At 74.2% G+C, this 24488-nt stretch carries 23 protein-coding genes; 8 read left to right on the top strand and 15 right to left on the bottom strand.

Features of this window, described 5'->3' with window-relative positions; all coding sequences use genetic code 11:
- The first annotated feature begins 127 nt into the window (after nt 1-127).
- Entirely contained in the window at nt 128-1072 is a 945-nt protein-coding gene (locus tag ACZ6ZN_RS22340; protein ID WP_469648715.1) for a ScbA/BarX family gamma-butyrolactone biosynthesis protein, read from the top strand.
- Here ACZ6ZN_RS22340 and ACZ6ZN_RS22335 read toward each other — a convergent pair.
- The gene (locus tag ACZ6ZN_RS22335) at nt 1050-2033 is read right to left on the bottom strand and encodes a LysR family transcriptional regulator (RefSeq protein ID WP_451876214.1); all 984 of its coding nucleotides are present in this window, start codon (nt 2031-2033) and stop codon (nt 1050-1052) included. The genes ACZ6ZN_RS22340 and ACZ6ZN_RS22335 overlap by 23 nt on opposite strands.
- Before the next feature lie 107 nt (nt 2034-2140).
- Between ACZ6ZN_RS22335 and ACZ6ZN_RS22330 the strand changes: the two genes are divergently transcribed.
- Together ACZ6ZN_RS22330 and ACZ6ZN_RS22325 are read left to right on the top strand one after the other, a co-directional pair.
- Nucleotides 2141-3109: a DMT family transporter gene (locus ACZ6ZN_RS22330; protein ID WP_469648714.1), complete on the top strand. Its 969-nt coding sequence runs from the start codon at nt 2141-2143 to the stop codon at nt 3107-3109.
- Nucleotides 3106-3864 carry a cyclase family protein gene (locus ACZ6ZN_RS22325; protein WP_469648712.1) on the top strand — a complete coding sequence of 253 codons (759 nt, stop codon included), beginning with the start codon at nt 3106-3108 and terminating at the stop codon, nt 3862-3864. The genes ACZ6ZN_RS22330 and ACZ6ZN_RS22325 overlap by 4 nt, the downstream gene beginning before the upstream one ends.
- Before the next feature lie 40 nt (nt 3865-3904).
- Here ACZ6ZN_RS22325 and ACZ6ZN_RS22320 read toward each other — a convergent pair whose 3' ends face one another.
- The 3 genes from ACZ6ZN_RS22320 to ACZ6ZN_RS22310 all read right to left on the bottom strand — a co-directional run bounded on the left by ACZ6ZN_RS22320 (nt 3905) and on the right by ACZ6ZN_RS22310 (nt 6075).
- A complete protein-coding gene (locus tag ACZ6ZN_RS22320) occupies nt 3905-4264 on the bottom strand; it encodes a hypothetical protein (RefSeq protein WP_398108947.1) in 360 nt (119 codons plus the stop codon).
- Between the two features lie 78 nt (nt 4265-4342).
- Nucleotides 4343-5050: a TIGR03943 family putative permease subunit gene (locus tag ACZ6ZN_RS22315; protein ID WP_469648709.1), complete on the bottom strand. Its 708-nt coding sequence runs from the start codon at nt 5048-5050 to the stop codon at nt 4343-4345.
- Nucleotides 5047-6075: a permease gene (locus ACZ6ZN_RS22310; protein WP_469648706.1), complete on the bottom strand. Its 1029-nt coding sequence runs from the start codon at nt 6073-6075 to the stop codon at nt 5047-5049. The genes ACZ6ZN_RS22315 and ACZ6ZN_RS22310 overlap by 4 nt, the downstream gene beginning before the upstream one ends.
- A gap of 182 nt (nt 6076-6257) precedes the next feature.
- Here ACZ6ZN_RS22310 and ACZ6ZN_RS22305 point away from each other — a divergent pair, with 182 nt between their 5' ends.
- Entirely contained in the window at nt 6258-8162 is a 1905-nt protein-coding gene (locus tag ACZ6ZN_RS22305; RefSeq protein WP_469648704.1) for a potassium channel family protein, read from the top strand.
- Nucleotides 8163-8302: 140 nt separating this feature from the next.
- On the opposite strand, the gene ACZ6ZN_RS22300 is transcribed toward ACZ6ZN_RS22305, so the two are convergent.
- Nucleotides 8303-10168 carry a S9 family peptidase gene (locus tag ACZ6ZN_RS22300; RefSeq protein WP_469648703.1) on the bottom strand — a complete coding sequence of 622 codons (1866 nt, stop codon included), beginning with the start codon at nt 10166-10168 and terminating at the stop codon, nt 8303-8305.
- Between the two features lie 181 nt (nt 10169-10349).
- Here ACZ6ZN_RS22300 and ACZ6ZN_RS22295 point away from each other — a divergent pair, with 181 nt between their 5' ends.
- Nucleotides 10350-11150, top strand: a complete 801-nt coding sequence (locus ACZ6ZN_RS22295; protein ID WP_469648701.1) for an SURF1 family protein — start codon at nt 10350-10352, stop codon at nt 11148-11150.
- A gap of 22 nt (nt 11151-11172) precedes the next feature.
- Here the strand turns inward: ACZ6ZN_RS22295 and ACZ6ZN_RS22290 are convergent, their stop codons facing one another.
- The 4 genes from ACZ6ZN_RS22290 to ACZ6ZN_RS22275 form a co-directional block, all read right to left on the bottom strand.
- Complete coding sequence (locus ACZ6ZN_RS22290) at nt 11173-12210, bottom strand: hypothetical protein (protein ID WP_469648700.1); 1038 nt, start codon at nt 12208-12210, stop codon at nt 11173-11175.
- Nucleotides 12211-12326: 116 nt separating this feature from the next.
- A complete protein-coding gene (locus ACZ6ZN_RS22285; protein WP_398109345.1) occupies nt 12327-12902 on the bottom strand; it encodes a SigE family RNA polymerase sigma factor in 576 nt (191 codons plus the stop codon).
- Between the two features lie 523 nt (nt 12903-13425).
- Nucleotides 13426-14511 (bottom strand): aspartate-semialdehyde dehydrogenase, encoded by a 1086-nt coding sequence (locus ACZ6ZN_RS22280; RefSeq protein ID WP_469648697.1) that lies wholly within the window; start codon nt 14509-14511, stop codon nt 13426-13428.
- Entirely contained in the window at nt 14511-15788 is a 1278-nt protein-coding gene (locus ACZ6ZN_RS22275) for an aspartate kinase (protein WP_398108955.1), read from the bottom strand. Before ACZ6ZN_RS22275 ends, ACZ6ZN_RS22280 begins: the two co-directional genes overlap by 1 nt.
- A gap of 260 nt (nt 15789-16048) precedes the next feature.
- Between ACZ6ZN_RS22275 and ACZ6ZN_RS22270 the strand changes: the two genes are divergently transcribed.
- Entirely contained in the window at nt 16049-16888 is an 840-nt protein-coding gene (locus ACZ6ZN_RS22270; protein ID WP_469648695.1) for a PhzF family phenazine biosynthesis protein, read from the top strand.
- A 72-nt stretch (nt 16889-16960) separates the two neighbouring features.
- On the opposite strand, the gene ACZ6ZN_RS22265 is transcribed toward ACZ6ZN_RS22270, so the two are convergent.
- The 3 genes from ACZ6ZN_RS22265 to ACZ6ZN_RS22255 all read right to left on the bottom strand — a co-directional run bounded on the left by ACZ6ZN_RS22265 (nt 16961) and on the right by ACZ6ZN_RS22255 (nt 18648).
- Nucleotides 16961-17620, bottom strand: coding sequence for a DUF5063 domain-containing protein (locus ACZ6ZN_RS22265; protein ID WP_469648692.1), 660 nt, complete (start codon nt 17618-17620; stop codon nt 16961-16963).
- Nucleotides 17613-18212 (bottom strand): recombination mediator RecR, encoded by a 600-nt coding sequence (gene recR / locus ACZ6ZN_RS22260; RefSeq protein ID WP_003991835.1) that lies wholly within the window; start codon nt 18210-18212, stop codon nt 17613-17615. Before recR ends, ACZ6ZN_RS22265 begins: the two co-directional genes overlap by 8 nt.
- Nucleotides 18213-18306: 94 nt before the next feature.
- Complete coding sequence (locus tag ACZ6ZN_RS22255) at nt 18307-18648, bottom strand: YbaB/EbfC family nucleoid-associated protein (RefSeq protein WP_398108958.1); 342 nt, start codon at nt 18646-18648, stop codon at nt 18307-18309.
- 274 nt (nt 18649-18922) lie between these two features.
- Here ACZ6ZN_RS22255 and ACZ6ZN_RS22250 point away from each other — a divergent pair, with 274 nt between their 5' ends.
- Nucleotides 18923-19684: an SLATT domain-containing protein gene (locus ACZ6ZN_RS22250; RefSeq protein WP_469648689.1), complete on the top strand. Its 762-nt coding sequence runs from the start codon at nt 18923-18925 to the stop codon at nt 19682-19684.
- Nucleotides 19685-19768: 84 nt separating this feature from the next.
- On the opposite strand, the gene ACZ6ZN_RS22245 is transcribed toward ACZ6ZN_RS22250, so the two are convergent.
- The 3 genes from ACZ6ZN_RS22245 to ACZ6ZN_RS22235 form a co-directional block, all read right to left on the bottom strand.
- A complete protein-coding gene (locus ACZ6ZN_RS22245; protein ID WP_469648687.1) occupies nt 19769-21703 on the bottom strand; it encodes a serine/threonine-protein kinase in 1935 nt (644 codons plus the stop codon).
- 79 nt (nt 21704-21782) lie between these two features.
- Nucleotides 21783-22262, bottom strand: coding sequence for a MarR family winged helix-turn-helix transcriptional regulator (locus ACZ6ZN_RS22240; protein ID WP_469648684.1), 480 nt, complete (start codon nt 22260-22262; stop codon nt 21783-21785).
- Nucleotides 22259-22876 (bottom strand): DJ-1/PfpI family protein, encoded by a 618-nt coding sequence (locus tag ACZ6ZN_RS22235; RefSeq protein WP_469648683.1) that lies wholly within the window; start codon nt 22874-22876, stop codon nt 22259-22261. The genes ACZ6ZN_RS22240 and ACZ6ZN_RS22235 overlap by 4 nt, the downstream gene beginning before the upstream one ends.
- Before the next feature lie 187 nt (nt 22877-23063).
- Between ACZ6ZN_RS22235 and ACZ6ZN_RS22230 the strand changes: the two genes are divergently transcribed.
- Nucleotides 23064-24419: an aminotransferase class III-fold pyridoxal phosphate-dependent enzyme gene (locus tag ACZ6ZN_RS22230; protein ID WP_469648680.1), complete on the top strand. Its 1356-nt coding sequence runs from the start codon at nt 23064-23066 to the stop codon at nt 24417-24419.
- Nucleotides 24420-24488 lie beyond the last annotated feature (69 nt).

The following is a 24488-nucleotide window of genomic DNA, read 5'->3' as shown; positions in this document are numbered from 1 at the left end:
GTACCCGTAGACAAACAAAAAGAACGACCTCTATTTTATTCACGTCGGCGTCGGCCTGTCACGACCAACGACGCCGCTTCAGTTGCGCGTGCCCATTCGCAGAGCCACCGCATCCAGGGGGGACCTCGTGTCCATCGACATCGCCCAGCACTGCCTCGACGACAGCCGTTTTAACGTGATATCTCCGTCTTTCACCCACAAGACGAACGAGAGTGAAGTGCTGCTGCGCACCTGGCGGCGGACCGCGTCCGACTCCTTCACGGTCACCGCTGTCTGGCCCGCCGCGCACCCGTTCTACGGGAACCGCCTGGGCCTGCACGATCCGCTCCTGCTCTGCGAGACGGTCCGCCAGACGCTGCCGCTGCTGTCCCACGGCGCCTACCAGGTGCCGTTCGGGCACCAGTTGCTGTGGAAGGACTTCGACTGGACGCTCGACCCCGGCGCCGCGTACGCCGACGGCGACCCGGCGGAGCTCGACGTGCACATCACCTGCGACGAGGTGACCTACCGTCGTGAGCGGGCGGCCGGCATCTCGCTGCGCGCCGAGGTGGAGCGCGACGGCCGCCGACTGGCCACCGCGCGCTCGCGGTTCACCATCCAGGACCGCACCGTCTACAACCGGCTGCGCGGCGCCTACGCCGACGCCGCCGCGGCCACCGCGCGGGCCGTTCCGCTGCCGCCCCCGGCCGGTCTCACGGCGTTCGGCCGCGACCGGTTCGAGGACGTGGTGCTGGCCGCGACGGACCTGCCCGACCGCTGGCAGCTGCGCGTCGACACCACCCACCCCTTCTTCTTCGACCATGTCGTGGACCACGCCCCGGGGATGCTGCTGCTCGAAGCCGCCCGGCAGGCGGCCCTGGCCACGGCCCATCCGCACTCCGCCGTCGTCACCGGCATGGACTCCGACTTCGTCAAGTACGCGGAGATGGACGCCCCGTGCCGGCTGGAGACCGAGCGGCTGCCGGAGCCGGGGCTGGTGCGCGTCGGCGCCTGGCAGCACGACCGGGAGATCTTCTCCAGCGTGGTGAGCCTCGCCGCGGTACCGGCCGTCACCGCCGGCCGCGCCGCGTGACACGGGCGTGGTCCGCCACCGCCCGCTCCCCCCGCACGCGCGCCCGGTCCGGGCCGTCGAGGGGCGGATCGGCGGTGGTGGCCGCGTCCCGCAGCGCGTCCAGCAGCCCGCGCAGGGCGGGTTGTTCGAGCGCGGTGCTCCGGACGGCGGCCGAGATCACCCGGACCGGCTCGGGGTTGCGGACCGGGCGCACGACGACACCGGGGTGCAGGGTGCGCAGCCCCAGGCGCGGCATCAGGCCGACGCCGAGACCGGCCGCGACGAAGCCCTGCGCGGTGGCGTAGTCCTCGCTCTGGATGACGAAGTCGGGGCTGAAGCCGGCCGCCGCGCAGGCCTCGGTCACCGGCTCCAGGCACGGCCCGGGCGGCTCGCTGCCCACCCAGTGCTCGCCGGCCAGCTCGTGCAGGTCGACGACGTCCTCGCCGGCGAGCGGATGGCCGGCGGGAAGCACCGCCGCGTACGGGTCGTCGAGGAGGCGTACGAGCTCGAAGCCCTCGCCCGAGCGGCCCGGGGCCTGCACGACGACGGCCAGGTCGGCCCGGCCGCGCGCCACGTCCTCGAACGGGTCCTCCGGGTCGGTGAGCCGCAGGTCGACCCGGACGCCGGGGTGCTCGGCCCGCAGCCGAGCCAGGGCCGGGGCGACCAGCGTGGAGCCCGCGGTGGCGAAGTAGCGCACCGCCAGGCGTCCGGTGCGGCCGGCCCGCAGGTCGGCCAGGGCGGACTCCGCCCGGGCGACCGCCGAACCGATCAGCGCCGCGTGCTCGGTGAGCAGCAGACCGGCGGGCGTGGGCCGCACGCCCCGGCCGACCCGCTCCAGCAGCGCCGTGCCGGCCTGCTTCTCCAGGGCCGCGACCTGCTGGCTGACGGCGGACGGGGTGTAGCCGAGGTGGGCCGCCGCGGCGGTGACGGTGCCGCTGGTGACCACCGCGCGCAGGACCTGGAGTCGCCTCACGTCGAGCATGTAGTGCAGCTTAACAGAATGTGCAGAACCATTTGCTTGTGCTCAATCCATTACTGGGGCACCGTCGAATGTGCGGGCCTGCCGGGGCCCGGCGAAGGAGGGCCGTGGTGGACGGTGGGACAAGGGGCCTGCGGGGCGGGGTGCGGGTGGCCGTGCTCGCCCTGCTGTGGGGCTCGACCTTCCTGTGGATCGAACTGGCGCTGCGCGGGCTCTCCCCGCTCCAGGTCACGTTCGTCCGCTGCTTCCTCGGCGCGCTCGTGCTCCTGGGCGCGGCCCGGGCGACGGGCCGGAGGCTGCCGCGAGGCGCCGCCGTCTGGCGTCACCTGGTCGTCGCGGCCTTCTTCTGCAACGCCCTCCCCTTCGCGCTGTTCAGCCTGGGCCAGCAGACCGTCGGCTCCGGACTCGCCGGGGTCCTGAACGCCACGACCCCGCTGTGGTCGGTGCTGCTCGGTCTCGTCCTGGGCTCGGAACGCGGGATCCGGCCGGTCCGGCTCGGCGGGCTGCTGCTCGGCTTCGCCGGCACGATCGTCATCTTCGCCCCCTGGCACACCTCCCGGGCCATCGGCTGGGGGGCCCTGGCCATCCTCGGCGCGGCCGCCAGCTACGCCGTGGCGTTCACCTACATGGGCCGCACCCTGGTCCGCCGGGGCACGCCGACCCTCTCCCTGTCGTCCGCCCAGCTGCTGGCGGCCGGCGGACTGACCGCCGTGGCCCTGCCGGTGGGCGGTGCGGAGCCGGTGGACCTCTCGCCGGTGGTGCTGGTGGCCGCCGTGGTCCTCAGCGTGTTCTGCACCGCCGTCACGTTCCACCTCACGTACCGCATCATCAACGACGAGGGCGCCACCAACGCGGCCGTGGTCGGCTACCTGCTGCCGGTGGTCTCCGTCCTCCTCGGCGTGGTCGTCCTGGGCGAGCAGGTCGGTGTCCGCGTGGTGCTCGGCATGGCCGTGGTCCTGGCCGGTGTCGCCATGACCCGGGCCGGCGCCGGCAGGGCCGGTGGCGACGGCCCGGGGACCGTCCCGCACTCCGCGCCCGCCTCCGCGCAGCGGCAGGGCGCGGCGGGGGGATCGCGGTGAGCGGCGAGGAGCCCCGGCTGTGGTCACTGCACCGTGAGCTGACCGAGGGCACCGTGTTCACCGACCTCACCCACGCCTTCCGCCCGGGCCAGCCCCACTTCCCCGGCTTCGGCGACGAACGGCGCGAGACCCTCTTCGACCTGGCACGCGGCGACGGCTTCACCGTGCACCGCTACACCCTCGCCGGCCAGTGGGGCACCCATGTCGACCCGCCCTCGCACTTCGTGGCCGGGGCCCGCACCCTGGACCGCATCCCGGTGCGGGAGATGGTCCTGCCGCTGGTCGTGCTCGACATCACCGCCCGGGTCTCCGCCGACCCCGACGCCACCCCCACCCTGGACGACGTGGCGTCCTGGGAGCGCCGCAACGGGCGCGTCCCGGCGGGTTCGTTCGTCGCCCTGCGCACCGGGTGGAGCCGGCGCTGGCCGGACCCGGAGGCGATGGACAACCGGGACGGCGACGGCGTCCGCCACACCCCGGGCTGGTCGCGTGAGGTCCTGCGGTACCTGTTCGAGGACGCGGGCGTGACCGCCATCGGTCACGAGCAGGCCGACACCGACCCGGGGCTCGCCGCCTCCGCGGGGGACCACGGCCTGGAGGAGTACGTGCTCGCCCGCGACCGCTGGCAACTGGAACTGCTCGCCCACCTGGACCGGGTCCCCGAGGCCGGCTCGCTGCTCGTCGCCTCCTGGCCCCGGCCGCACGGCGGTTCCGGCTTCCCGGCCCGGGTGTTCGCCATCCATCCGGCGGTGTGACGACCGGCTGTATGACGTCGGGCGGTGTGACGGCCGGCGGTCAGGTCAGCGTCCCGGTCAGCGTGCCCGCCGCGGTGAGCGCGAGGAAGGCCGCGCCCCAGAGCATCGCGTGCCGTGTGCGGCGGTGCTTCGCCGTGACGGTCGGGCCGGGGCCGGCGGCCAGGTTCAGCAGGAACAGGGACGGGGCGCAGGCCGCGCAGCCGGTCCACAGCAGGAGTTGAGGCAGCACGGCGTACTGGGCCGGCGTGAGGACGCCGGTGGTGATCGCCGTGAGCAGGGCGGTCAGCGCCGCGCCCAGGGTGGCCAGCACCAGGTTCGCCCGGCCGTCGGCCCTCGCCCGCTCGCGCCTCGCCGACGCGGTGACTCCGCTTCCCGCTCGCCGGGTCTCGAGTGTGGTCATCAGCCCCCCTCGCTGATCAGCGGCAGATCCGAGTGCGGCAGGTCCGAGTACCCCGATCGGGGCCCGCCACACCGGAGTTCAGCCGTTCGGTGTCTCGTCGTAGGGATCCTTCGGCGCCGGGACGGGACGGGAGGCCGTGACGTCGACGTAGGGGATCGGGCCGCCGTTGACCGGGTCCTCCGTGCGGCGCGGGGTGTAGTGGCCGGTGATCTCCAGCCAGGTGTCCGGGCGCAGCACCGGCGGGATGTCCCCGGTCAGGGCGATCTTGACCGGCTGGGCGTCCGCCGCGCAGCAGTTGAGGCCCATGCGGACCAGGTACGGGGTGCCCGCGCGGTCGAGGGCGACGAAGCCGGTGATCCGCACCTCGCGGTCGCGCAGGGAGCGGCCGTCGTCGTAGACGGCCCGGCCGGCGTAGTCCGCCACGGCGAGGCGCAGGGGGTCGCCGGCGGGCAGGGGCGGGAAGCCGAGGGGCTCGGTCAGGGCCGTGCCGGTGCGGGTCGCGCTGTAGGAGCCGAGGGCCGGCGGTGCGACCAGGATCAGGGCGAAGACCGGCAGGACGAGCAGCCAGGAGACGCGGGGTTCGCGGTGCCCGTGCTCGTCCGCCGGGGAGCGGCGGCGGTCGTACCAGAGGGTCGCCGCCGCCGTGGCGATCAGGACCGCGCCCGCCAGCAGCACCAGGGGGCGCAGCCCCTCCTTGACGTAGCGGAGGTAGAGGTCGGTCGTGCCGGCGTGCAGGAGCGTCGCGCCGAGCAGGAACAGCAGGGCCGACTGGGCGAGGCGGTTCACAGCAGGACCGTTCCGGTCAGGGCCGACACCAGCACGGCCAGGGCGAAGGTCGCGGGGGCGAAGCGCAGCGCGAAGGCCCGGCCGAAGGTGCCCGCCTGCATCGCGAAGAGCTTCAGGTCGATCATCGGGCCGACGACCAGGAACGTCAGCCGGGCCGTCAGGGAGAACTGGGTGAGGGACGCGGCGACGAACGCGTCCGCCTCGGAGCAGAGGGACAGCAGCACGGCCAGCGCCGCGAGGACCAGGACCGACAGCACCGGGTGGCCGGCCGCCGCCCCCAGCCAGTGCGCCGGGACCACCGCCTTCAGCGTCGCCGCGGCCATCGCGCCGACGACGAGGAATCCGCCCGCGTGCACAATGTCGTGGCGGACCGAGCCCCAGAAAGCCGCCCCCTTGCCCTGCCCCTCGTAGGAGGCCCGGGCCGGGGGCCGCAGCCAGTCCGCTCGGCCGAGCCGGTGCCAGAGCCAGCCCATGGCGCAGGCCACGAGCAGGCTCGCCGCGAAACGGGCCAGGACCATCTCCGGGTTCGAGGGGAACGCCACGGCCGTCGCCGTCAGCACGATCGGGTTGATGGCGGGCGCCGACAGCAGGAACGCCAGCGCCGCCGCCGGCGTGACCCCGCGGCGCACGAGGGCACCGGCCACCGGCACGGACGCGCACTCGCAGCCCGGGAGCACCGCACCGGCCGCGCCCGCCACCGGCACGGCCAGCACCGGATGCCGGGGCAGGGCGCGGGCGAAGAAGGACGGCGGCACGAACACCGCGATCGCCGCGGACAGCAGCACCCCCAGCACCAGGAACGGCAGGGCCTGGACCAGGACCGCGACGAACACCGTCATCCAGCTCTGCATCACCGGCGCGGCCAGCACCCCGCGCACCGGGTCCTGGAACATCACCGCCGTGATCAGCAGCAGGGTCAGCAGGAGCGGGGAGTCGAGCCGCCGGGTCGCCGGCGGGGTGCTCCCGTCCGGCGCGGTGGACGCGCGCTCGCCGCCGTCGCGGGGGGCGCTCTTCGTGGTGGTCACGGGCCCGGTACCTCCGGTGGTGCGCGGGGGCGTTCCCCGTTTCCTCCCCGTGCGTACGTGCCGGCGGGCCCGTGCGTTCACGCACCGGCGGCCCCTTCTGGAACCGTCCGGCCGGGTGGGGCAGTCTTCTCCCCGTGGGGAGCGTTCCGAACCAAGGTCAGCCAGGTGAACCGGCCACGCACATGATCGTGTGCGGCGACGACGGTCTCGCACACCGCCTCGCCGCCGAACTGCGGGGTGTGTACGGCGAACAGGTCACCCTCGTCGTGCCGCCCTCCGGGCGCCGGGTGCGGCAGCCGGTGGTCGGACGGGCTCGGGCCGCCTCGGCCGCCCTGCTCGACCGGGTCAGCGCCGCCGTCAACCGGGCGGGGACGGGCGGGGCCGGGGGCGAACCGGCCGGGAACGAACCGGTCGTGGAGGCCGCGGAGGTCACCGAGGCGGTGCTCGGCGAGGCCGGGGCGGAACGGGCGGCGGCCCTGGCCCTCGTGTACGACGACGACGAGACCAACATCCGTGCCGCGCTCACCGCCCGCCGCCTCAACCCCCGGCTGCGGCTGGTCCTGCGGCTGTACAACCGCCGGCTGGGGCAGCACATCGAGGAACTCCTCGACCAGACGGCCGCGTTGGCCTCCGGCTCGGGCCCGGGCGGCGGGGCGGGCTTCGACACGTCGACGACCGTGCTGTCGGACGCCGACACGGCCGCGCCCGCCCTGGCCGCCACCGCCCTGGTCGGCACCAGCAAGGTCGTGCAGACCGAGGGGCTCGTCCTGCGCGCCGTCGAACGGCAGCCGCCCCGGCCGGGCGAGGTGGCCGACCCGGGGCTGTGCACGCTGGCCCTGCTGTCCGCGACGAGCAACGACCCGGCCGGGGCCGACGGTTCGGAGGGCAGCGGGGAGCAGGGGCCGCAGTTGCTGCCGGACGAGGCCGCGGTGGCGGCGGCGACGGGGCGCGGGACCGTCGTCCTGGAGCAGGTGTCGTACTCCGGCCCCGCCCTGGCCAACGGGCGCGGCGGCGTACCGCCGTTGGGTTCGCTGTTCTCGCGGCGGCTGCGGTGGTCGCTGGCCGGGCTGATCGGGTGCGTGCTGGCCCTCGCGGTCGCGCTGACGCTGGTGACCGGCGAGCACCCGCTGTACGCCACCTACGTCACCCTGCTCGACCTGTTCGGTATCAACGACCCCGCGTTCCACCAGCCGACGGGGCAGCAGGTGCTGCAACTGCTGTCCGGGCTGGTGGGGTTGCTGCTGCTGCCGGTGCTGCTGGCCGCGGTCCTGGAGGCCCTGGGCACCTTCCGCAGCGCGTCGGCGCTGCGCAAGCCCCCGCGGGGGCTGGGCGGTCACGTGGTGCTGCTCGGACTGGGCAAGATCGGGACCCGCGTGCTGACGCGGCTGCGGGAGCTGCACATCCCCGTGGTGTGCGTGGAGTCCGACCCGGAGGCACGCGGCATGGCCACTGCCCGGCGCCTGCGGGTTCCGGTGGTGCTCGGCGACGTCACGCAGGAGGGCGTGCTGGAGGCGGCGAAGATCCACCGGGCCCATGCCCTGCTGGCGCTGACCAGCGCGGACACCACGAACCTGGAGGCGTCGCTGTACGCCCGGTCCCTGCGGCCCGACCTGCGCGTCGTCCTGCGCCTGTACGACGACGACTTCGCCACCGCCGTCTACCGCACGCTGCGGGCCGCGCACCCGTCCGCCCTGACGCGCAGCCGCAGCGTGTCCCACCTGGCCGCGCCCGCCTTCGCCGGGGCGATGATGGGGCGGCAGATCCTCGGGGCGATCCCGGTGGAGCGGCGGGTGCTGCTCTTCGCGGAGATCGAGGTGGGCGGGCACCCGCAACTGGAGGGCCGCACGGTCGGCGAGGCGTTCCGGCCGGGGGCCTGGCGGGTGCTGGCGCTCAACACCGCGTCCTCCGGGGGCCGGCGGGGTGAGCGGGAGGGCGCCGAGGACGACGGTGCGGCGACCTCGGGACTGGTGTGGGACCTGCCTCCTTCGTACGTGCTGGGGGCCGGGGACCGGGTGGTGCTGGCCGCGACCCGGCGGGGCCTCGCGGAGCTGCTGGGACGCAGACGGCGGGAGCGGGCGGGGGCGTGACGCCGGGCGGGGGCGTGACGCCGGGCGGTGCCCGCCCTTCGCCCGGACGCCCGGGGGAGCGCACCGATCCGAGGGGGCCGGGGCACCGCCCGGCCGGCCGGCACCCGCCCGCGGCCGCCGCACCACCCCCGCCTCCCGGGCTACCGGGCGCCCGTCACCTCCTTGAGGTGCCGCTCCGCGAACTCCAGCTCCAGCCGCACCTGCTTGATCCGCTCGTCCACGACCAGCGAGCCGTGGCCGGCGTCGTAGCGGTAGACCTCGTGGACCGCGCCCCGCGCCTCCAGGCGCGCGACGTAGTTCTCGATCTGGCGGATCGGGCAGCGCGGGTCGTTCACGCCGGCCGAGATGTACACCGGGGCCGTGACCTTGTCGACGTACGTGATCGGTGAGGAGGCCTCGAAGCGGTCGGGGACCTCCTCCGGGGTGCCGCCGAGAAGCGTGCGGTCCATCGCCTTCAGCGCCTCCATCTCGTCGTGGTACGCCGTGACGTAGTCGGCGACGGGGACCGCGGCGATGCCGAGGGCCCACATGCCGGGCTGCACGCCCAGGCCGAGGAGGGTGAGGTAGCCGCCCCAGGAGCCGCCGGTGAGGATCAGGCGGTCGGGGTCGGCGAGGCCGGACCCGACGGCCCAGTCGCGCACCGCGGCGATGTCCTCCAGCTCGATGAGCCCCACGCGGTGCTTCAGGGCGTCCGTCCAGGCCCGGCCGTAGCCCGTGGAGCCGCGGTAGTTGACCCGGACCACCGCGTAGCCGTGGTCGACCCAGGCGGCCGGGGCCGCGGCGAAGGAGTCGCTGTCGTGCCAGGTGGGGCCGCCGTGGATCTCGAAGACCGTGGGGAGCGGGCCGGTGGCGCCCTCGGGCTTCTGCACCAGGGCGTGGATGCGGCCGCCGGGGCCCTCCACCCACACGTCCCGCACGGGCACCGAGCCGGGCGACTTCATGCCGGGCGGGTCGAGCACCACACCGCCGGTCGTGGAGCGCACGGCCGGGGGCTCGGCGGCTGAGGACCACAGGAACTCGACGCTGCCGTCCGGGCGGGCCGTCGCCCCGGACACCGTGCCGGGCGGGGTGGGGATCCGGGACAGGGCGCGGCCCGCCAGGTCGTAGCGGAACAGCTCGCTGCGCGCCTCGAAGCTGTGGACGATGAGCAGGCCGCTGCCGTCCGGATACCACTCGGCGCCGACGTCGCCCGGCAGCTCCAGCGCCAGGTCCGTCTGCTCGCCGGTGGCCACGTCCCACACGAGGGGTTCCCAGCGGCCGCGGCGCTGGTGGCCGATCAGCAGACGCGTGTCACCGTCGACGGGCGCGAAGCCGAGGACCTCCAGGCCCAGCTCGCGGGTGCCGCCCTCGGTGTCGTCGAGCTCGGCGACCCGCGTGCCGTCGGGGCGCAGCACGCGCAGCGCGGAGTGCATCGCGTCGCCGTGCTCGGTGTGCTCGACGGCGATCAGGGAGCCGTCGTGGGAGAGGTCGCCGACGCCGGCCGACTCGCGGTGGCGGTAGATCTCCACGGGGCTCTCGCCGGTGCGCACGAGGTGGATCGTCGTCCCGTCCTCGTCGGTCGAGCGGCCCACGACCGCCGTCCGGCCGTCGCGGCCGAGGGCGAGGCCCGCCGGGTAGGAGGCGTCCAGGCCGTCGGCGGCCGGTTCGTCCGCGCCGCCCTCGAAGGGCTGGCGGCGCCAGACGCCGAACTCGTCGCCGTCCTTGTCGTCGAACCACCAGATCCAGGCGCCGTCGGGCGTCAGCACGCCGTCCGTCGTGCCGTTGGGCCGGTCGGTCACCTGGCGCTGCTCGCCCGTGGCCCGGTCCCAGGCGTACAGCTCGTAGGTCCCCGTCGCGTTGGACACGAACAGGGAGCGCTCCGGCGCGTCCAGCGCCCAGTCGGGCAGGGACACCCGGGGTGCCCGGAAGCGCTTCTCCCAGTCCGGCATCGGCTCCTGCTGCCCCGACGCCGCCCCTCGCTGCTGGTCCCGCTGATCCCGCGCTTCGGACCCGTTGCTCTCAGTCATGGCCCCATAGTGCACGCACAGGCCGCCTGTTCGCCGACGAGGTCCCCAGCCTGTGGAAAACCCGCGACGGTCCCCCTCGGCGCCCGCCCGGCCGCGGCACCCGCCGAAGCGTCCCCGCGGCGGGACCCCCGTTGCCCACCCCGCGGGCCGGGGACGCCCCCCGGCCCCGTACCGTGGGGGTGTGTACCGGTTTCTGCTGACGCCCCGATGGTGGGGGATCAACGTCTTCGTGCTGTTGTCCATCCCCTTCTGCATCTTCATGGGGTCCTGGCAGCTGGGCCGGTTCGAGGACCGTGTGCAGGACCACCGCACCGCGACCGAGCAGGTCTCCCGGGCGGGGAGCGAGGCGCCGCGGCCGCTCGGCGAGATGCTGCCGGTGACCAAGGCGACGTCCGGCAAGCCGGTCACCGCCACCGGCCGCTACGGCAAGCAGCTGCTGGTCCCGGACCGCAAGCTCGACGACCGGCAGGGCTTCTACGTGCTGACGCTGCTGCGCACCGACGCGGGTGAGGCGCTTCCGGTGGTGCGCGGCTGGCTGCCCGGCACCGCCGACGCGGCGAAGGCGCCCGCCCCGCCGCGCGGCGAGGTCACGGTCACCGGCGTGCTCCAGGCGTCGGAGACCCCGGGCGACAACGGGGTCAGCGCGCGGGGCGGGCTGCCCGCGGGGCAGACCGCGGCGATCAGCGCGGCGTCGCTGGTGAACCTGGTCTCCTACGACGTGTACGACGCGTGGGTGACGCTGACCGACGGCGACGCGGGGATGAAGGCGGTGCCCGCCGCCGCGCCGCCGGACTCCGGGCTCGACCTGAAGGCGTTCCAGAACCTCGGGTACACCGCCGAGTGGTTCGCCTTCGTCGGGTTCGTGATCTTCATGTGGTTCCGGTTGCTGCGCCGCGAGACCGAACTCGCGCGCGACCTGGAGCTGGGCCTGGTGCCGGACGGGGAAGCGGCCACCGTGGAGACCGCCGCCGCCGCCAAGTAGCCCCGGCCGGGCCCGGCAGGGATCACCCCGCCAGGACCCCCGTCCAGTACACGGTCCCCGCGCACGCGTTCGACACCGTGACCGAGCCCGCGCCCGAGCCGGTGCCCGGGGTGTACGTCACCGCCACGCTGCCGTCGGCCGTGCCGTCCTCCCGGAGGAGCTGCGTGCCGGTGCCCGTGTCGCCGCCGGTCGAGGTGCCCGCCGTGGCCGCCGGGTCGCCCGACGGGGTGGGGTCGGGGCTCGGGTCGGGGCCGCCGGTGCCGCCGCCCGGGGTACCGCAGGTCTCCGAGGGGACCCAGGCGAACTTCACCTCGTAGCCGGTGCCCGGCTGGAGCACCAGCCCGGCCGCCTCCAGGGACGGGTCGGGCAGCAGACCGGCGGCCGCGTCACCCGCGGCGTGCCGGAGCGTGCCGACCTTCGCCGGGTCCGCCCCGCCCTGCGCCGCGGCGTAGACCGAGCCGGGGCCGGTGACCGTGCAGGCCGCACCGGAGACGTTCACGACGCGGAAGGAGCCGGAGACCGCGCCGGTGGAGTCCGGGGCGCCGCTGCTGCCGGAGGCGGGGCCGAGCTGGGCGGCGGTGCAGGCCGCGACGCCGGCGCCGGTCGTGGAGGAGGGGCCGGTGCCGCCGGTGGAGGCACCCTTGGAGGCGCCGGAGCCCTTGCCCTTGTCCTTGTCCTTCTTGCCGTGCTTCTCCTTCTCCTCGACCTTGTCGGAGGGCTTGCCCGAGGAGTTCTCACCGCCGTCCGGGTCCTTGCCCCCGCCCGAGCCGCCGGGCGTCTCGGAGGCGTGGCCGATGGCGGAGGGGTTGGCGTCGGAGCCGGTGGCGTTGGAGACGTGCACCAGCGCGGGGACGGCGGTGCCCACGAACAGCGCGGCCGCCGCCATGCCCACCAGGGCCTGGCGCTTGCGGGCGCGCCGCTGCGGCACCGCCTTGCGCAGGTAGTCCAGGGTGCCGTCGCGCGGCTCCACCTCGTGCACCGCCTGCTGCAGCAGCCTGCGCAGGTCCAGCTCGTCCGAGTCGAGCCGGTCCGGGCTCTGGTCGTCGGGGCCGTGGTTCACAGTTCCGTTCCCAGCGTGCGATTGCTTCGGATCTTGCCCGTGCAGCCTTGTCGGCTCGTGCCACTCGAAGGGCTCGTGCCGGTCGCGCCCGTCGCGGGGCGCGCCGTCGCCGTCGCTCATGCCGGCGCCTCCATGGCGACCCGCAGCGCCGCGATCCCGCGCGAGCCGTACGCCTTGACGGAGCCCAGCGATATGCCGAGCGTCTCGGCGACCTGCGCCTCGGTCATGTCCGCGAAGTAGCGCAGCACGAGCACCTCGCGCTGGCGGCGCTGCAGGCCCTTCATCGCCGTGATGAGGGAGTCGCGCTCCAGCTGGTCGTAGGCGCCCTCCTCGGCACTGGCCATGTCCGGCATGGGCTTGGACAGCAGCTTCAGGCCGAGTATGCGGCGGCGCAGCGCCGAACGCGAGAGGTTCACGACGGTCTGGCGCAGGTACGCCAGGGTCTTCTCGGGGTCGCGGACCCGCTTGCGGGCGGAGTGGACACGGATGAACGCCTCCTGGACGACGTCCTCGCAGGAGGCCGTGTCGTCGAGGAGGAGGGCGGCGAGACCCAGCAGCGAGCGGTAGTGCGCGCGGTAGGTCTCGGTGAGGTGATCGACGGTCGTCCCGGCCGCGACCGAGTCCTCGGCGCCGTCACGCTGACTGGGGATGCGGGCCGGCCGCGCTGCGGGCACGGGCGCGATCACCGGCATGCCACCGGGCGCGCCGGGCATGCGGGGTCGGAGAGCCGCCGGACGGGGCGGTCTGAGGACCGTGCCGCGTGCCGCGCTGAAGTCGAGTACCTCTGCCACGCTTGTTGGACACGCTCACCCCGGTGAGGGTTGTACGTGCCGGGCGTCACTTTCGTGCCGACCGCCGCCACCGACGGTCTACCCGCGTCAGGCAGCACAACCGATGGTGCATCAAATGCCCTCATGCGTCCCGCTCTTCCCCTATGTCCAGATGTGACCGGGCGTCCCCACGTCCGGTTCCAGGCGTCCCCACGCCTGACAAGCGCTCTCACGGCCCGAAGGGCGACCGCAAAGACGCTCCCCGCCCTCCGCGTGGTTGCGGAGAGCGGGGAGATAAATCCTCCGTCGCGAAAGCCCCAGGCCACAAGTGGTCCGGATCATCGACCGGATCACATGCGGGGTGCACCGATCCTACAAACCGGCACCGACATCGGCCCGGGAGTTTCCGGGCCGGCGGGCGGTCACGGGGGCGTGGCGGCCGCCCTCAGGACAGTTCCCGGGCCACCAGTTCGGCGATCTGGGCGGTGTTGAGCGCGGATCCCTTGCGCAGGTTGTCCCCGCACACGAAGAGTTCCAGCGCGGTCGGATCGTCCAGGGCCCGGCGCACCCGCCCGACCCAGGTCGGGTCGGTGCCCACGACGTCGGCGGGGGTCGGGAACTCCCCCGCGGCCGGGTTGTCGAACAGCACCACCCCGGGCGCCGTGGCGAGGATCTCGCGCGCCTTGTCGACGGTGACCTCGCCCTCGAAGCGGGCGTGCACGGTCAGCGAGTGCGTGGTGATCACGGGGACGCGTACACAGGTGACGGCGACCGGCAGCTCGGGCATCCCGAGGATCTTGCGGGTCTCGCCCCGCACCTTCAGCTCCTCCGAGGACCAGCCGTCCTCGCACGCCGTACCGGTCCACGGCACGACGTTCAGCGCGACGGGCTCCGGGAACGGCCCGGTGCGGTCGCCGAGGGCCCGCCGCACGTCCCCGGGGTGGGTGCCCAGCTCGGTGCCGGCCACCAGGGACAGCTGGCGGCGCAGGGTCGCCACGCCCTCGCGCCCGGCGCCACTGACCGCCTGGTACGAGGAGGCGACCAGCTCGCGCAGGCCGAACTCGGCGTGCAGCGCGCCCAGCGCCACGATCATGGAGAGCGTCGTGCAACTGGGGTTGGCGATGATGCCGCGCCGGCGCATGCGCACGGCGTGCGGGTTCACCTCGGGCACGACGAGCGGCACGTCCGGGTCCATCCGGAACGAGCCGGAGTTGTCGACCACCACCGCGCCCTTGGCCACGGCGACGGGCGCCCACTGCTCGGCGACCTCGTCGGGGACGTCGAACAGCGCGACGTCGACCCCGTCGAAGGCCTCCTCGGTGAGCGCCACGACCTCGGTCTCCTCGCCCCGCACGGCCAGCTTGCGGCCGGCCGAGCGCGCGGAGGCGACGAGCCGGATCTCGCCCCAGACGTCGGCGCGCTCGGACAGGATCCGCAGCATGACCGTGCCGACGGCGCCGGTCGCCCCCACCACGGCGAGCGTGGGCCGGCCGGACCGGCCGGTCCGGCCGGCCCCTCCAAGGCCGGTCATCAGCGGCCGGTGCCTCCGTAGACGACGGCCTCGTCGCTGTCGGAGTCGAGGCCGAAGGCCGTGTGCACGGCGCGGACGGCCTCGGGGACGTCGTCGGCGCGGGTGACGACCGAGATGCGGATCTCGGAGGTCGAGATCAGCTCGATGTTCACGCCCGCCCGGGACAGGGCCGTGAAGAAGTCGGCCGTGACGCCCGGGTTGGTCTTCATGCCGGCGCCGACGAGGGAGATCTTGCCGATCTGGTCGTCGTAGCGCAGCGAGTCGAAGCCGATGCCGGCCCTGTTCTTCTCGAGCGCGTCGATGGCCTTGCGGCCCTCGGTCTTCGGCAGCGTGAAGGAGATGTCCGTCAGGCCCGTGGAGGCGGCGGACACGTTCTGCACGACCATGTCGATGTTGATCTCGGCGTCGGCGATCGTACGGAAGATCGAGGCCGCCTCGCCCGGCTTGTCCGGCACGCCGACGACCGTGACCTTGGCCTCGGAGGTGTCGTGCGCGACACCGGAGATGAGAGCCTGCTCCACCTGCTTGTCCCCTTGATCGATCGGCTCGCTGCTGACCCACGTGCCCTGAAGTCCGCTGAAGCTGGACCGGACGTGGATCGGGATGTTGTACCGGCGGGCGTACTCCACGCAGCGGTGGAGGAGCACCTTGGACCCGGACGCCGCCAGTTCGAGCATGTCCTCGAAGGAGATCCAGTCGATCTTCTTCGCCTTCTTCACCACGCGCGGGTCGGCGGTGAACACGCCGTCCACGTCGGTGTAGATCTCGCAGACGTCGGCGTCGAGCGCGGCCGCGAGGGCCACCGCCGTGGTGTCGGAGCCGCCGCGGCCGAGGGTGGTGATGTCCTTGGTGTCCTGGCTGACGCCCTGGAAACCGGCGACGATCGCGATGTTGCCCTCGTCCACCGAGGTCTTGATGCGGCCCGGCGTGACGTCGATGATCCGGGCCTTGTTGTGGACCGAGTCGGTGATGACACCTGCCTGGCTGCCGGTGAACGACTGCGCCTCGTGGCCCAGTTTCTTGATCGCCATCGCCAGCAGGGCCATGGAGATCCGCTCTCCGGCGGTCAGCAGCATGTCGAGCTCGCGCCCGGCAGGCATCGGGGAAACCTGCTCGGCGAGATCGATCAGCTCGTCCGTCGTGTCGCCCATCGCGGAAACGACGGCAACCACCTGGTTGCCACTCTGCTTCGCTTCCACGATCCGCTTGGCGACGCGCTTGATGCCCTCGGCATCGGCTACGGAGGAGCCTCCGTACTTCTGCACGACAAGGCCCACGTGCGCTCCTCGCTCAATCCGTCTCTGTCCGCTCATACGCATTCGTACCGCGGTCGGCTCAGTCTAACGAGCGTCCGAAAATCCCCTCCGCGATATCGCATGGTGAGACCCCGGCGCCCGTCCAGAGTGGCTCATGCCCATCTGGGCACGGGCCACGCGGAAAGTGCCCGGCGTCACAACCGCTGGTCAAGGGCTCCGGCCCGCTGCCGAGTCCACGCGAGGCCGGCGTACGGCCGCGGGGCGGGCGCTACCGTGCGGGCATGGAGATACTGCGCTATGTGGCGTTCAGCGGGGATCCCGAGGGCGGAAACCCGGCGGGGGTGGTGCTGGACGCCGCCGGGGCCGACGACGCGGCGATGCTGGCGGCGGCCGCCGAGGTCGGCTACTCGGAGACCGCGTTCGTCACGGAGGCCCGCGACGACGGCTCCCTGGCCGTGCGCTACTTCAGCCCGCTCGCCGAGGTCCCCTTCTGCGGGCACGCGACGATCGCCACGGCCGTGGGGCACGCGGAGCGGCACGGCACCGGCCGCCTGCTGCTGCGCACACCGGCCGGGCCGGTCCCGGTGACCACCGACCGGACGGCCGACGGCGGCCTCGTCGCCACCCTGGTCAGCGTGGCCCCGCGCACGGTCCCGCTCGAACAGGCCGACCTCGACACGCTGCTGTCGCTCCTGGGCTGGTCCCCGGAGGATCTGGACCCCCTGCTGCCGCCCCGCGTCGCCTACGCCGGGGCCTGGCACCCCGTGATCGCCGCCGCGAGCCGGGAGCGGCTGGCCCGCCTGGACTACGACATGGCCGCCCTGGCCGGCCTGATGGCCCGCAGGGACTGGACGACGGTCGACCTGGTCCACCGGGAGTCGCCCACCGTGTTCCACGCCCGCAACCCGTTCCCGCCCGGGGGTGTCGTGGAGGACCCGGCCACGGGCGCGGCGGCGGCCGCGTTCGGCGGCTACCTGCGGGAGCTCGGACTCGTCACTCCCCCGGCGACCCTGACGATCCGCCAGGGCGAGGACCTGGGGCGGCCGAGCACCCTCACCGTGTCGGTGCCGGCCGGCCCGCAGGAGGGCATCGGCGTGACGGGCAAGGCCATCCGGATCTGACGGGTCGTCAGCCGGTGGTTGCGGCGGATCCGGCCGGTGCGGCGGATCCGGCGGGCCGGGCCTGACGGCGGGTCACTTGGTCTGCCGCAGGCCCAGGGGGCGGGCGATCTCCTCCACCATCACGCGGCCCGCCTCGAACTCCAGCGTGTCGTCGCCCATGCCCTGGTCGGTGTCCAGCCCGTCGAGCTCGGCGAGGGGCTGGTCCAGGCGAATGTGGGCGAGGACCGACTGCAGGGCGCGCAGGGTGGCCGACGCGGTGGAGCCCCAGTTGGAGAAGTAGGAGAACTGCCACCACCACAGGGCCTCCGTGGTGCGGCCCGCGCGGTAGTGGGACATGCCGTGGCGCAGGTCGGCCATCACGTCGGCCAGGTCGTCGGAGATCCGGGCCGGGACGGGGGCCTTGCGGGGCTCGTAGGGGTCGAAGACCTCGGAGTAGATGTCGATGGGGTCGAGCATCCGCGCCAGGTTCTCGCGCAGTTCGTCGACGTCCGCCTCGGGGCCCGAGTCGGGCTCGTAGCGCTCGTCGGGCACGATGTCCTCGTGCGCGCCGAGCCGGCCCCCGGCGAGCAGGAGCTGGGAGACCTCCAGAAGGAGGAAGGGGACGGCCGATTCCGGCTCGTCGCCCTTGGCGACCTCCGTCACGGCGACGAGGAAGCTCTCGACCTGGTCCGCGATCTGGACCGCGAAGTCGTCCGGGTTCCGGTCGGTCGCGTGCAGCGTGGCGTCAGACATCTAGGAGTCGTCTCCCCTCGAAGGCGCGTCCGAGGGTGACCTCGTCCGCGTATTCCAGGTCGCCACCCACCGGGAGGCCGCTGGCCAGGCGGGTGACCTTCAGGCCCATGGGCTTGATCATGCGGGCGAGGTACGTCGCCGTCGCCTCGCCCTCCAGGTTCGGGTCCGTGGCGAGGATGAGCTCGGTGACCGTGCCGTCGGCGAGACGGGCCAGGAGCTCCCTGATGCGCAGGTCGTCCGGGCCCACCCCGTCGATCGGGCTGATGGCGCCGCCCAGCACGTGGTAGCGGCCCCGGAACTCACGCGTGCGCTCGATCGCCACGACGTCCTTGGGCTCCTCGACCACGCAGATGACGGCCGGGTCGCGGCGGGTGTCGCGGCAGATGTTGCACAGTTCCTCCTGCGCGACGTTGCCGCAGGTCGCGCAGAAGCGGACCTTCGCCTTGACCTCCATCAGCGCCTGCGCGAGCCGCCGTACGTCCGTCGGTTCCGCCTGGAGGATGTGGAAGGCGATCCGCTGGGCGCTCTTCGGACCGACGCCGGGCAGCCGCCCCAGCTCGTCGATCAGGTCCTGGACCACGCCTTCGTACAACGGACTGCCCTTCCTGGGTCTTCGGGGTCGGTACGCACCCACCCGTACGTACCGTAGTTGTCAGCCGCCTCCCGGAGGAAGGCGGTGCGCCGGGTCAGAACGGCAGACCGGGGATCCCGCCGCCGCCGAGACCCTGGGTGAGGGGGCCGAGCTTCTGCTGCTGGAGCGCCTGCGCGTTCTCGTTGGCCGCCTGGACGGCCGCCACGACGAGGTCGGCGAGGGTCTCGGTGTCCTCCGGGTCCACCGCCTTCGGGTCGATCTTCAGGGCGCGCAGCTCGCCGGCGCCGGTGACGGTCGCGGTCACCAGGCCGCCGCCGGCCTGCCCGTCGACCTCCGTCTGCGCCAGTTCCTCCTGCGCCCTCGCCAGGTCCTGCTGCATCTTCTGGGCCTGCTGGAGCAGCTGCTGCATGTTGGGCTGGCCACCACCGGGGATCACGATCAGCTCCTTGCTCGGTACGGGTTTTCCCGCTCGGCACGAGCCTACGTGGTCCGACCTGCCACCGCCCCAGCACTCTTTCGAGTGATGCCCTCTCGCGCCCCATAACCGATCAAGGAATACTTCCGGGCGGAAAACCGGCGAAAGCTTCATCTTCGCCACCCGTTGGGGGGTAGGAAGGGTCGGGCGCGGCAGCACGCCGCGGCCGTCCGTCGCGCAGCGTGATCGGTGAGTGAACCGTACGTGGTCATTCGTGGTCGGTGAGGAGTGCCGGGTGGGTCAGCCGGAGATGCAGCCCGAGGGGCCACCTCAGGACGGGCGGGGCGAGGGGGCGGCGGCCCGGTTGCGGCCGGGCGACCTGACCGGCCGGGCCTTCCCGCTCGGGGACTGGGGCGAGCCGGCGGTCCGGCTGGACGAGCTGTACCGGTGGGCGGAGCGGGGGGCGCTGCGGACGGTGGCCTGGTACCTGGCGGACCGGATGTGGAAGCGGCGCTGCGCGCGGGTGCTGCGCTGCGGGGCGCTGGCCGGCGCGGTCACCGGGCTGGCGCTGCCCCTGCTGGACCTGACGGGCGTGGCGGGCGGGATCGCGTCCTGGGGGTGCCTGGCGCTGCTGCTGTGCGTGGCGTGCGTGGCCGTCGACCGGTACTTCGGGGTGACGTCCGGCTGGATGCGGGACGTGGCCACCGCGCAGGCCGTGCAGCGCCGGCTCCAGGCGCTCCAGTTCGACTGGGCCGCGGAGAGCGTGCGGGAGGTGCTGGGTCCGGCGGAGGGCACGGCCGGTGAGGCCGCGGAGCGATGCCTGGGGGTGCTGCGCAGGTTCTCCGAGGACGTGACCGAGCTGGTGCGGGTGGAGACGGCGGACTGGATGGGCGAGTTCCGCACCGGGGGCGCCACGACGGCCGCTCTGCACACGGTGGTGTTCCCGGGGCCGGGCCGCCCGGTGGAGGCGGGGAGCGTGAACGGCCGCTTCGCTGTTCCGCCGGCGGGCGGCGCCCGGCCGAACATGCCCCGGCAGCGTCCGCCCGAGCCGAGGTGAGACGACGGGACCGACCCCGTCGTCGCCCGGCCGTCGGTGACCGCCGCCGGATGGTCGACCGGCGTGCCGGGCACCGGGGTTCGGCTACTGCTTCGTGTACGTCAGCCGTTCGCCGCTGCTCGTGTTGAGGCGCTCCAGCGTGCCGTTCGGCAGGAGGGTCACCTCGGTGGCGGCGCCCGGGGTGCAGGCGCTGCGCGGCTGTCCGACGGTCACGGTGGACGGGCCGATCCTCAGGGAGCCGCCCGCTCCCGGGGCCGTGACCAGTTCGCCCTCGAACACGCAGTGGTAGGAGCCGCCGCCCCGGGTGGGGCCGTCGGCCACGAGGGACAGCACCGTGTCGCCCGGCTCCCCCTGCTCGATGGTGAGCGAACGGCTGTGCTGCCCGTCGGCGTTGTCGATGGTCGTGGTCCAGGTGCCCAGGTACCCGGTGGGGATCGTGCCGTCCTGCGGGGAGGCCGAGCCGTCCGGCCGGGTGGTCGTCGGCCCGGGGCCCGGGGTGGTCGGGGGCGCGCCGGTGCTCCGGGTGGGGGACGGGTCGCCGCCGGACGTGTCGTGGCCGCCGCCCTGCATCAGGGCGTACACCGACCCGCCCGCGGCCAGCGCGACGACCAGGGCGATCACGACGAGCAGCGCGGTGGACCGGCCGTCCCTGCGCGCCGGCTGGGGCGGCCCGTACGGCGGGGTGGGGCCGTGGGGCGGCGGCCCGTACGGCGGCGTCGAGCCGGGTCCGCCGTAGCCGGGGTGCGCCGGGGCGCCCGGCTGGGGGTGCTGCTGCGGGTAGCCGTAGGCGGGGTGCGGCGGCGGGGTCGTGCCCGGCCCCGCGACCAAGGTCGGCAGATGGTTCACCGCCGGCCCGTCGCCGGGCCGGCCCGCCGGGGGCGGCACGGCGGCTCCGGCCGCGGCCCCGGGGGGCAGCGCGGGGGCCGGGGGCAGGGCGGGCCGGGACGGCTCGTCGGCCACGGCGGCGTGCTCGGGGGACGGGCCGGGCGCGGGGCGACCGCCGGCGACGGGGTGCCCGCCGGGACCGGACTGCCCCGCGTCGCCGCCGTGGCCGGCCGGCGGAAGGGCGCCGGCGGCTCCTCCCGCCGCCGGGTCGGCCTCGGGGTTCTCCGCGTCCAGCAACCGCACGGCGTGGCGGCCCAGTTGGGCCACCAGCGCGCTCGGCAGCCAGGGGTCCAGGGCGCGGCCGTCCGCGACGGTGTCGTCGGCGCCGGTGCGTTCCAGGACCTGGTCCAGGGTGGGCCGGGCGGCGGGGTCCTTGCGCAGGCAGTCGCGGACCAGGTCGGCGATGCCCTCCGGGACGCCCTCCAGGTCCGGCTCCTCCTGGGCGATGCGGAACATCAGCGCGTGGACGCCGCTGTTGGCGGTGCCGAAGGGCAGGGCGCCGGTCGCGGCGTAGGCGAGGACCGAGCCGAGGCAGAAGACGTCGCACGCCGGGGTGATGCGGTCGCCCCGCACCTGCTCGGGCGCCATGAAGCCGGGCGATCCGACGAGCGCGCCGGTCCGCGTGAGCCCGCCGTCCGTGACAGTCTCCAGGGCGCGGGCGATGCCGAAGTCGATGACGCGCGGGCCGTCGATGGTGACCAGGACGTTCGACGGCTTGAGGTCGCGGTGGACGATGCCGGCCGCGTGGATGTCCTCGAGCGCGTGCGCGAGCCCGGCCGCGAGGATGCGGACCGACCGCTCGGGCAGGGCCCCGTGGTCGTGGCCGACGACCTGCTGGAGGCTCGGCCCGGCGACGTACCCGGTGGCGACCCACGGCACGGCGGCCTCGGTGTCCGCGTCCAGCACCGGCGCGGTCCAGTACCCGCCGACCCGCCGCGCGGAGCGGACCTCCTGGCGGAACCGCTCCCGGAACTCCTCCTGCGCGGCCAGTTCCTCGCGCACGAGTTTCACGGCGACGGTCCGGCCGCGCTCCGAGCGGGCCAGGTAGACGTGCCCCATGCCGCCCGCGCCGAGCCGCGCCAGCAACCGGTACGCGCCGATCCGCTGCGGATCGGCGCCCCCCAGCTTCTCCATCGCTCAGCCGCCTTCCCCCCACACGCGAGCAACGGATCGAGAATAGTGCCGGGCCGGGCCGGGGCGGCCCGGGCGATCTCTACGGTTCCGTAACAGGCGCGGTGGCCGGGCCCCGGGGCGGCCCCACCTGCTGGAGCACCTCGGACAGCCGCTCCAGCAGGGTCACGGCCCGGGCCAGCTCCGCCTCCCCGAACGCCTCGGCCAGCCGGTCGGCGAAGGCCGCGTGCCCGGGGTCGATCCGGGCCACCGCGGCCCGGCCCTCACCGGTGGGTGCGAGGAGCTTGGCGCGGCGGTGCGCCGGGTTGGGCCGGTACTCGGCGAGCCCCCGCTCCACCAGCAGGTCGGCGACGCGCTGCACGCTCTGCCGGGTGATGCCCATGGCGCGGGCGATGCCGGAGACCGGCAGCGGCTCGCCGAGGACCGCGCCCAGCACCTGCCACCAGGCGGCGGTGAGCCCGGCGGGCCGGGCCAGCTCCTCCGCCACGCCCAGGAACTGGCCGTTCAGCCGGAACACCCCGAGGGCACTGCGGCTGAGCAGGTCCTGCCGCTCGCCGCTCACAGCGCCCCGGCCCTCTCCAGCACGCCGTAGGCCGCGGCGTCGGAGTCGTGGAACAGCCGGTACCAGGCGTCCAATACCTCGCCCTCGTGGACCCCGAGCAGGCCCAGGATCTCCCGGGCGAACGCGACCGGCTCGGTCGGTCCGGCGGTGACCAGGCCGCGGTCGGTGACGGCGTCCGCCTCGACGTACCGCCCGGCGCCCGCGTAGCCGGTCGCGGCCAGGTAGAAGGAGACCGCGCTGGTGTGGGCGCGGTCGTCGAGCAGGCCCTCGCGGGCGAGTCCGGCGGTGGCGCCGCAGATCGCGGCGACGGGCACACCCGCGTCGAGGAAGGACCGGGCCGTGCGCGCGAAGGGCGCCAGGTCGTCGCCCGTGTCCCAGAGGTCGGCGCCCGGCAGGATCAGCAGCGCGCTGTCCTCGGGCCGTACGTCGTCGAGGGCCAGGTCGGGCAGGATGCGCAGCCCGCCGGTGCTGCGGACGGGGGCGGTGGTCGGTCCGACCGTGCGGATCTCCCGGCCCGCCCGGGCGAGCTGGGCCGTGGCGTGGCCCGTCTCCCAGTCGGCCAGGGTGTCGTAGACGGCGAGATGGACGGGCTTGTGCTCTGCGGTGGGCTGCATGGCTCCTCCTCGGACCCTGCCTGGGAGTGCGGCCCTGCGACCGCGCTCTCTTGACAGCAGGCTGCCATCAAGACAGGACACTGTCAATCGTCGGACGGTCCGCCTGGACAACCTGTCGCCAATTGCCGCCGACGGCAGACAGGCCGCCGATGTCACCGCCCGCCCCCCGGCGCCTACGCTCGCCCGCATGACCCCTCAGCCGAACCCCGAGGCCGGTGCCGCCGTCAAGGCCGCCGACCGTGACCACGTCTTCCACTCCTGGTCCGCGCAGGAGCTGATCGACCCGCTCGCCGTCGCCGGTGCCGAGGGGTCGTACTTCTGGGACTACGAAGGCCGCCGCTACCTGGACTTCTCCAGCGGGCTCGTCTACACCAACATCGGCTACCAGCACCCCGCGGTCGTCGCCGCGATCCAGGAGCAGGCGGCGCGGATGACGACGTTCGCGCCCGCCTTCGCGGTGGAGGCGCGCTCGGAGGCGGCCCGGCTGATCGCCGAGCGGACCCCGGGCGACCTGGACAAGATCTTCTTCACCAACGGCGGCGCCGACGCCGTCGAGCACGCCATCCGGATGGCCCGGCTGCACACGGGCCGCCCCAAGGTGCTCTCGGCGTACCGCTCGTACCACGGCGGCACCCAGCAGGCCGTGAACCTCACCGGCGACCCGCGCCGCTGGGCCTCCGACACCGGCACGGCCGGCGTCGTGCACTTCTGGGCGCCCTACCTCTACCGCTCCCGCTTCTACGCCGAGACCGAGGAGCAGGAGTGCGCCCGGGCGCTGGAGCACCTGGAGACGACGATCCGCTTCGAGGGCCCCGCGACGATCGCCGCGATCATCCTGGAGACCGTCCCGGGCACCGCCGGGATCATGGTCCCGCCGCCCGGCTACCTCGCCGGGGTGCGCGAGCTGTGCGACACGTACGGCATCGTCTTCGTCCTGGACGAGGTCATGGCGGGCTTCGGGCGCACCGGTGAGTGGTTCGCCGCGGACCTGTTCGACGTCACGCCCGACCTGCTGACCTTCGCCAAGGGCGTGAACAGCGGGTACGTGCCGCTCGGCGGCGTGGCCATCTCCGGCGCGATCGCGGAGACGTTCGGCAAGCGCCCCTACCCCGGCGGTCTGACGTACTCCGGGCACCCCCTGGCGTGCGCCGCCGCCGTCGCGACCATCGGCGTGATGGCGCGGGAGGGCGTCGTGGAGCACGCGGCCCGGCTCGGCGCGTCCGTCGTCGAGCCGGAGCTGCGGGCGCTCGCCGAGCGGCACCCCAGCGTGGGCGAGGTGCGCGGCGTCGGCATGTTCTGGGCGCTGGAGCTGGTGCGCGACCGCGAGACGCGGGAGCCGCTGGTGCCGTACAACGCGGCCGGTGAGGCGAACGCGCCGATGGCCGCCTTCGCCGCCGCCGCGAAGGGCAACGGCCTGTGGCCGTTCGTGAACATGAACCGGACGCACGTCGTGCCGCCCTGCAACATCGGCGAGGCGGAGCTGAAGGAAGGGCTCGCGGCGCTGGACGCGGCGCTGTCGGTCGCGGACGAATACACCGCGTAGACGGACACAACCCGTCAGTGGGCGACAAGCTCGGACGTCGTTCGAACGCGTAAGGTGGCGTGCTCGTAG

Source organism: Streptomyces sp. NPDC053665 (assembly GCF_055585285.1).
Note: the sequence above shows the minus strand (reverse complement) of the source record. Positions and strands in the feature narration are given on the sequence as shown.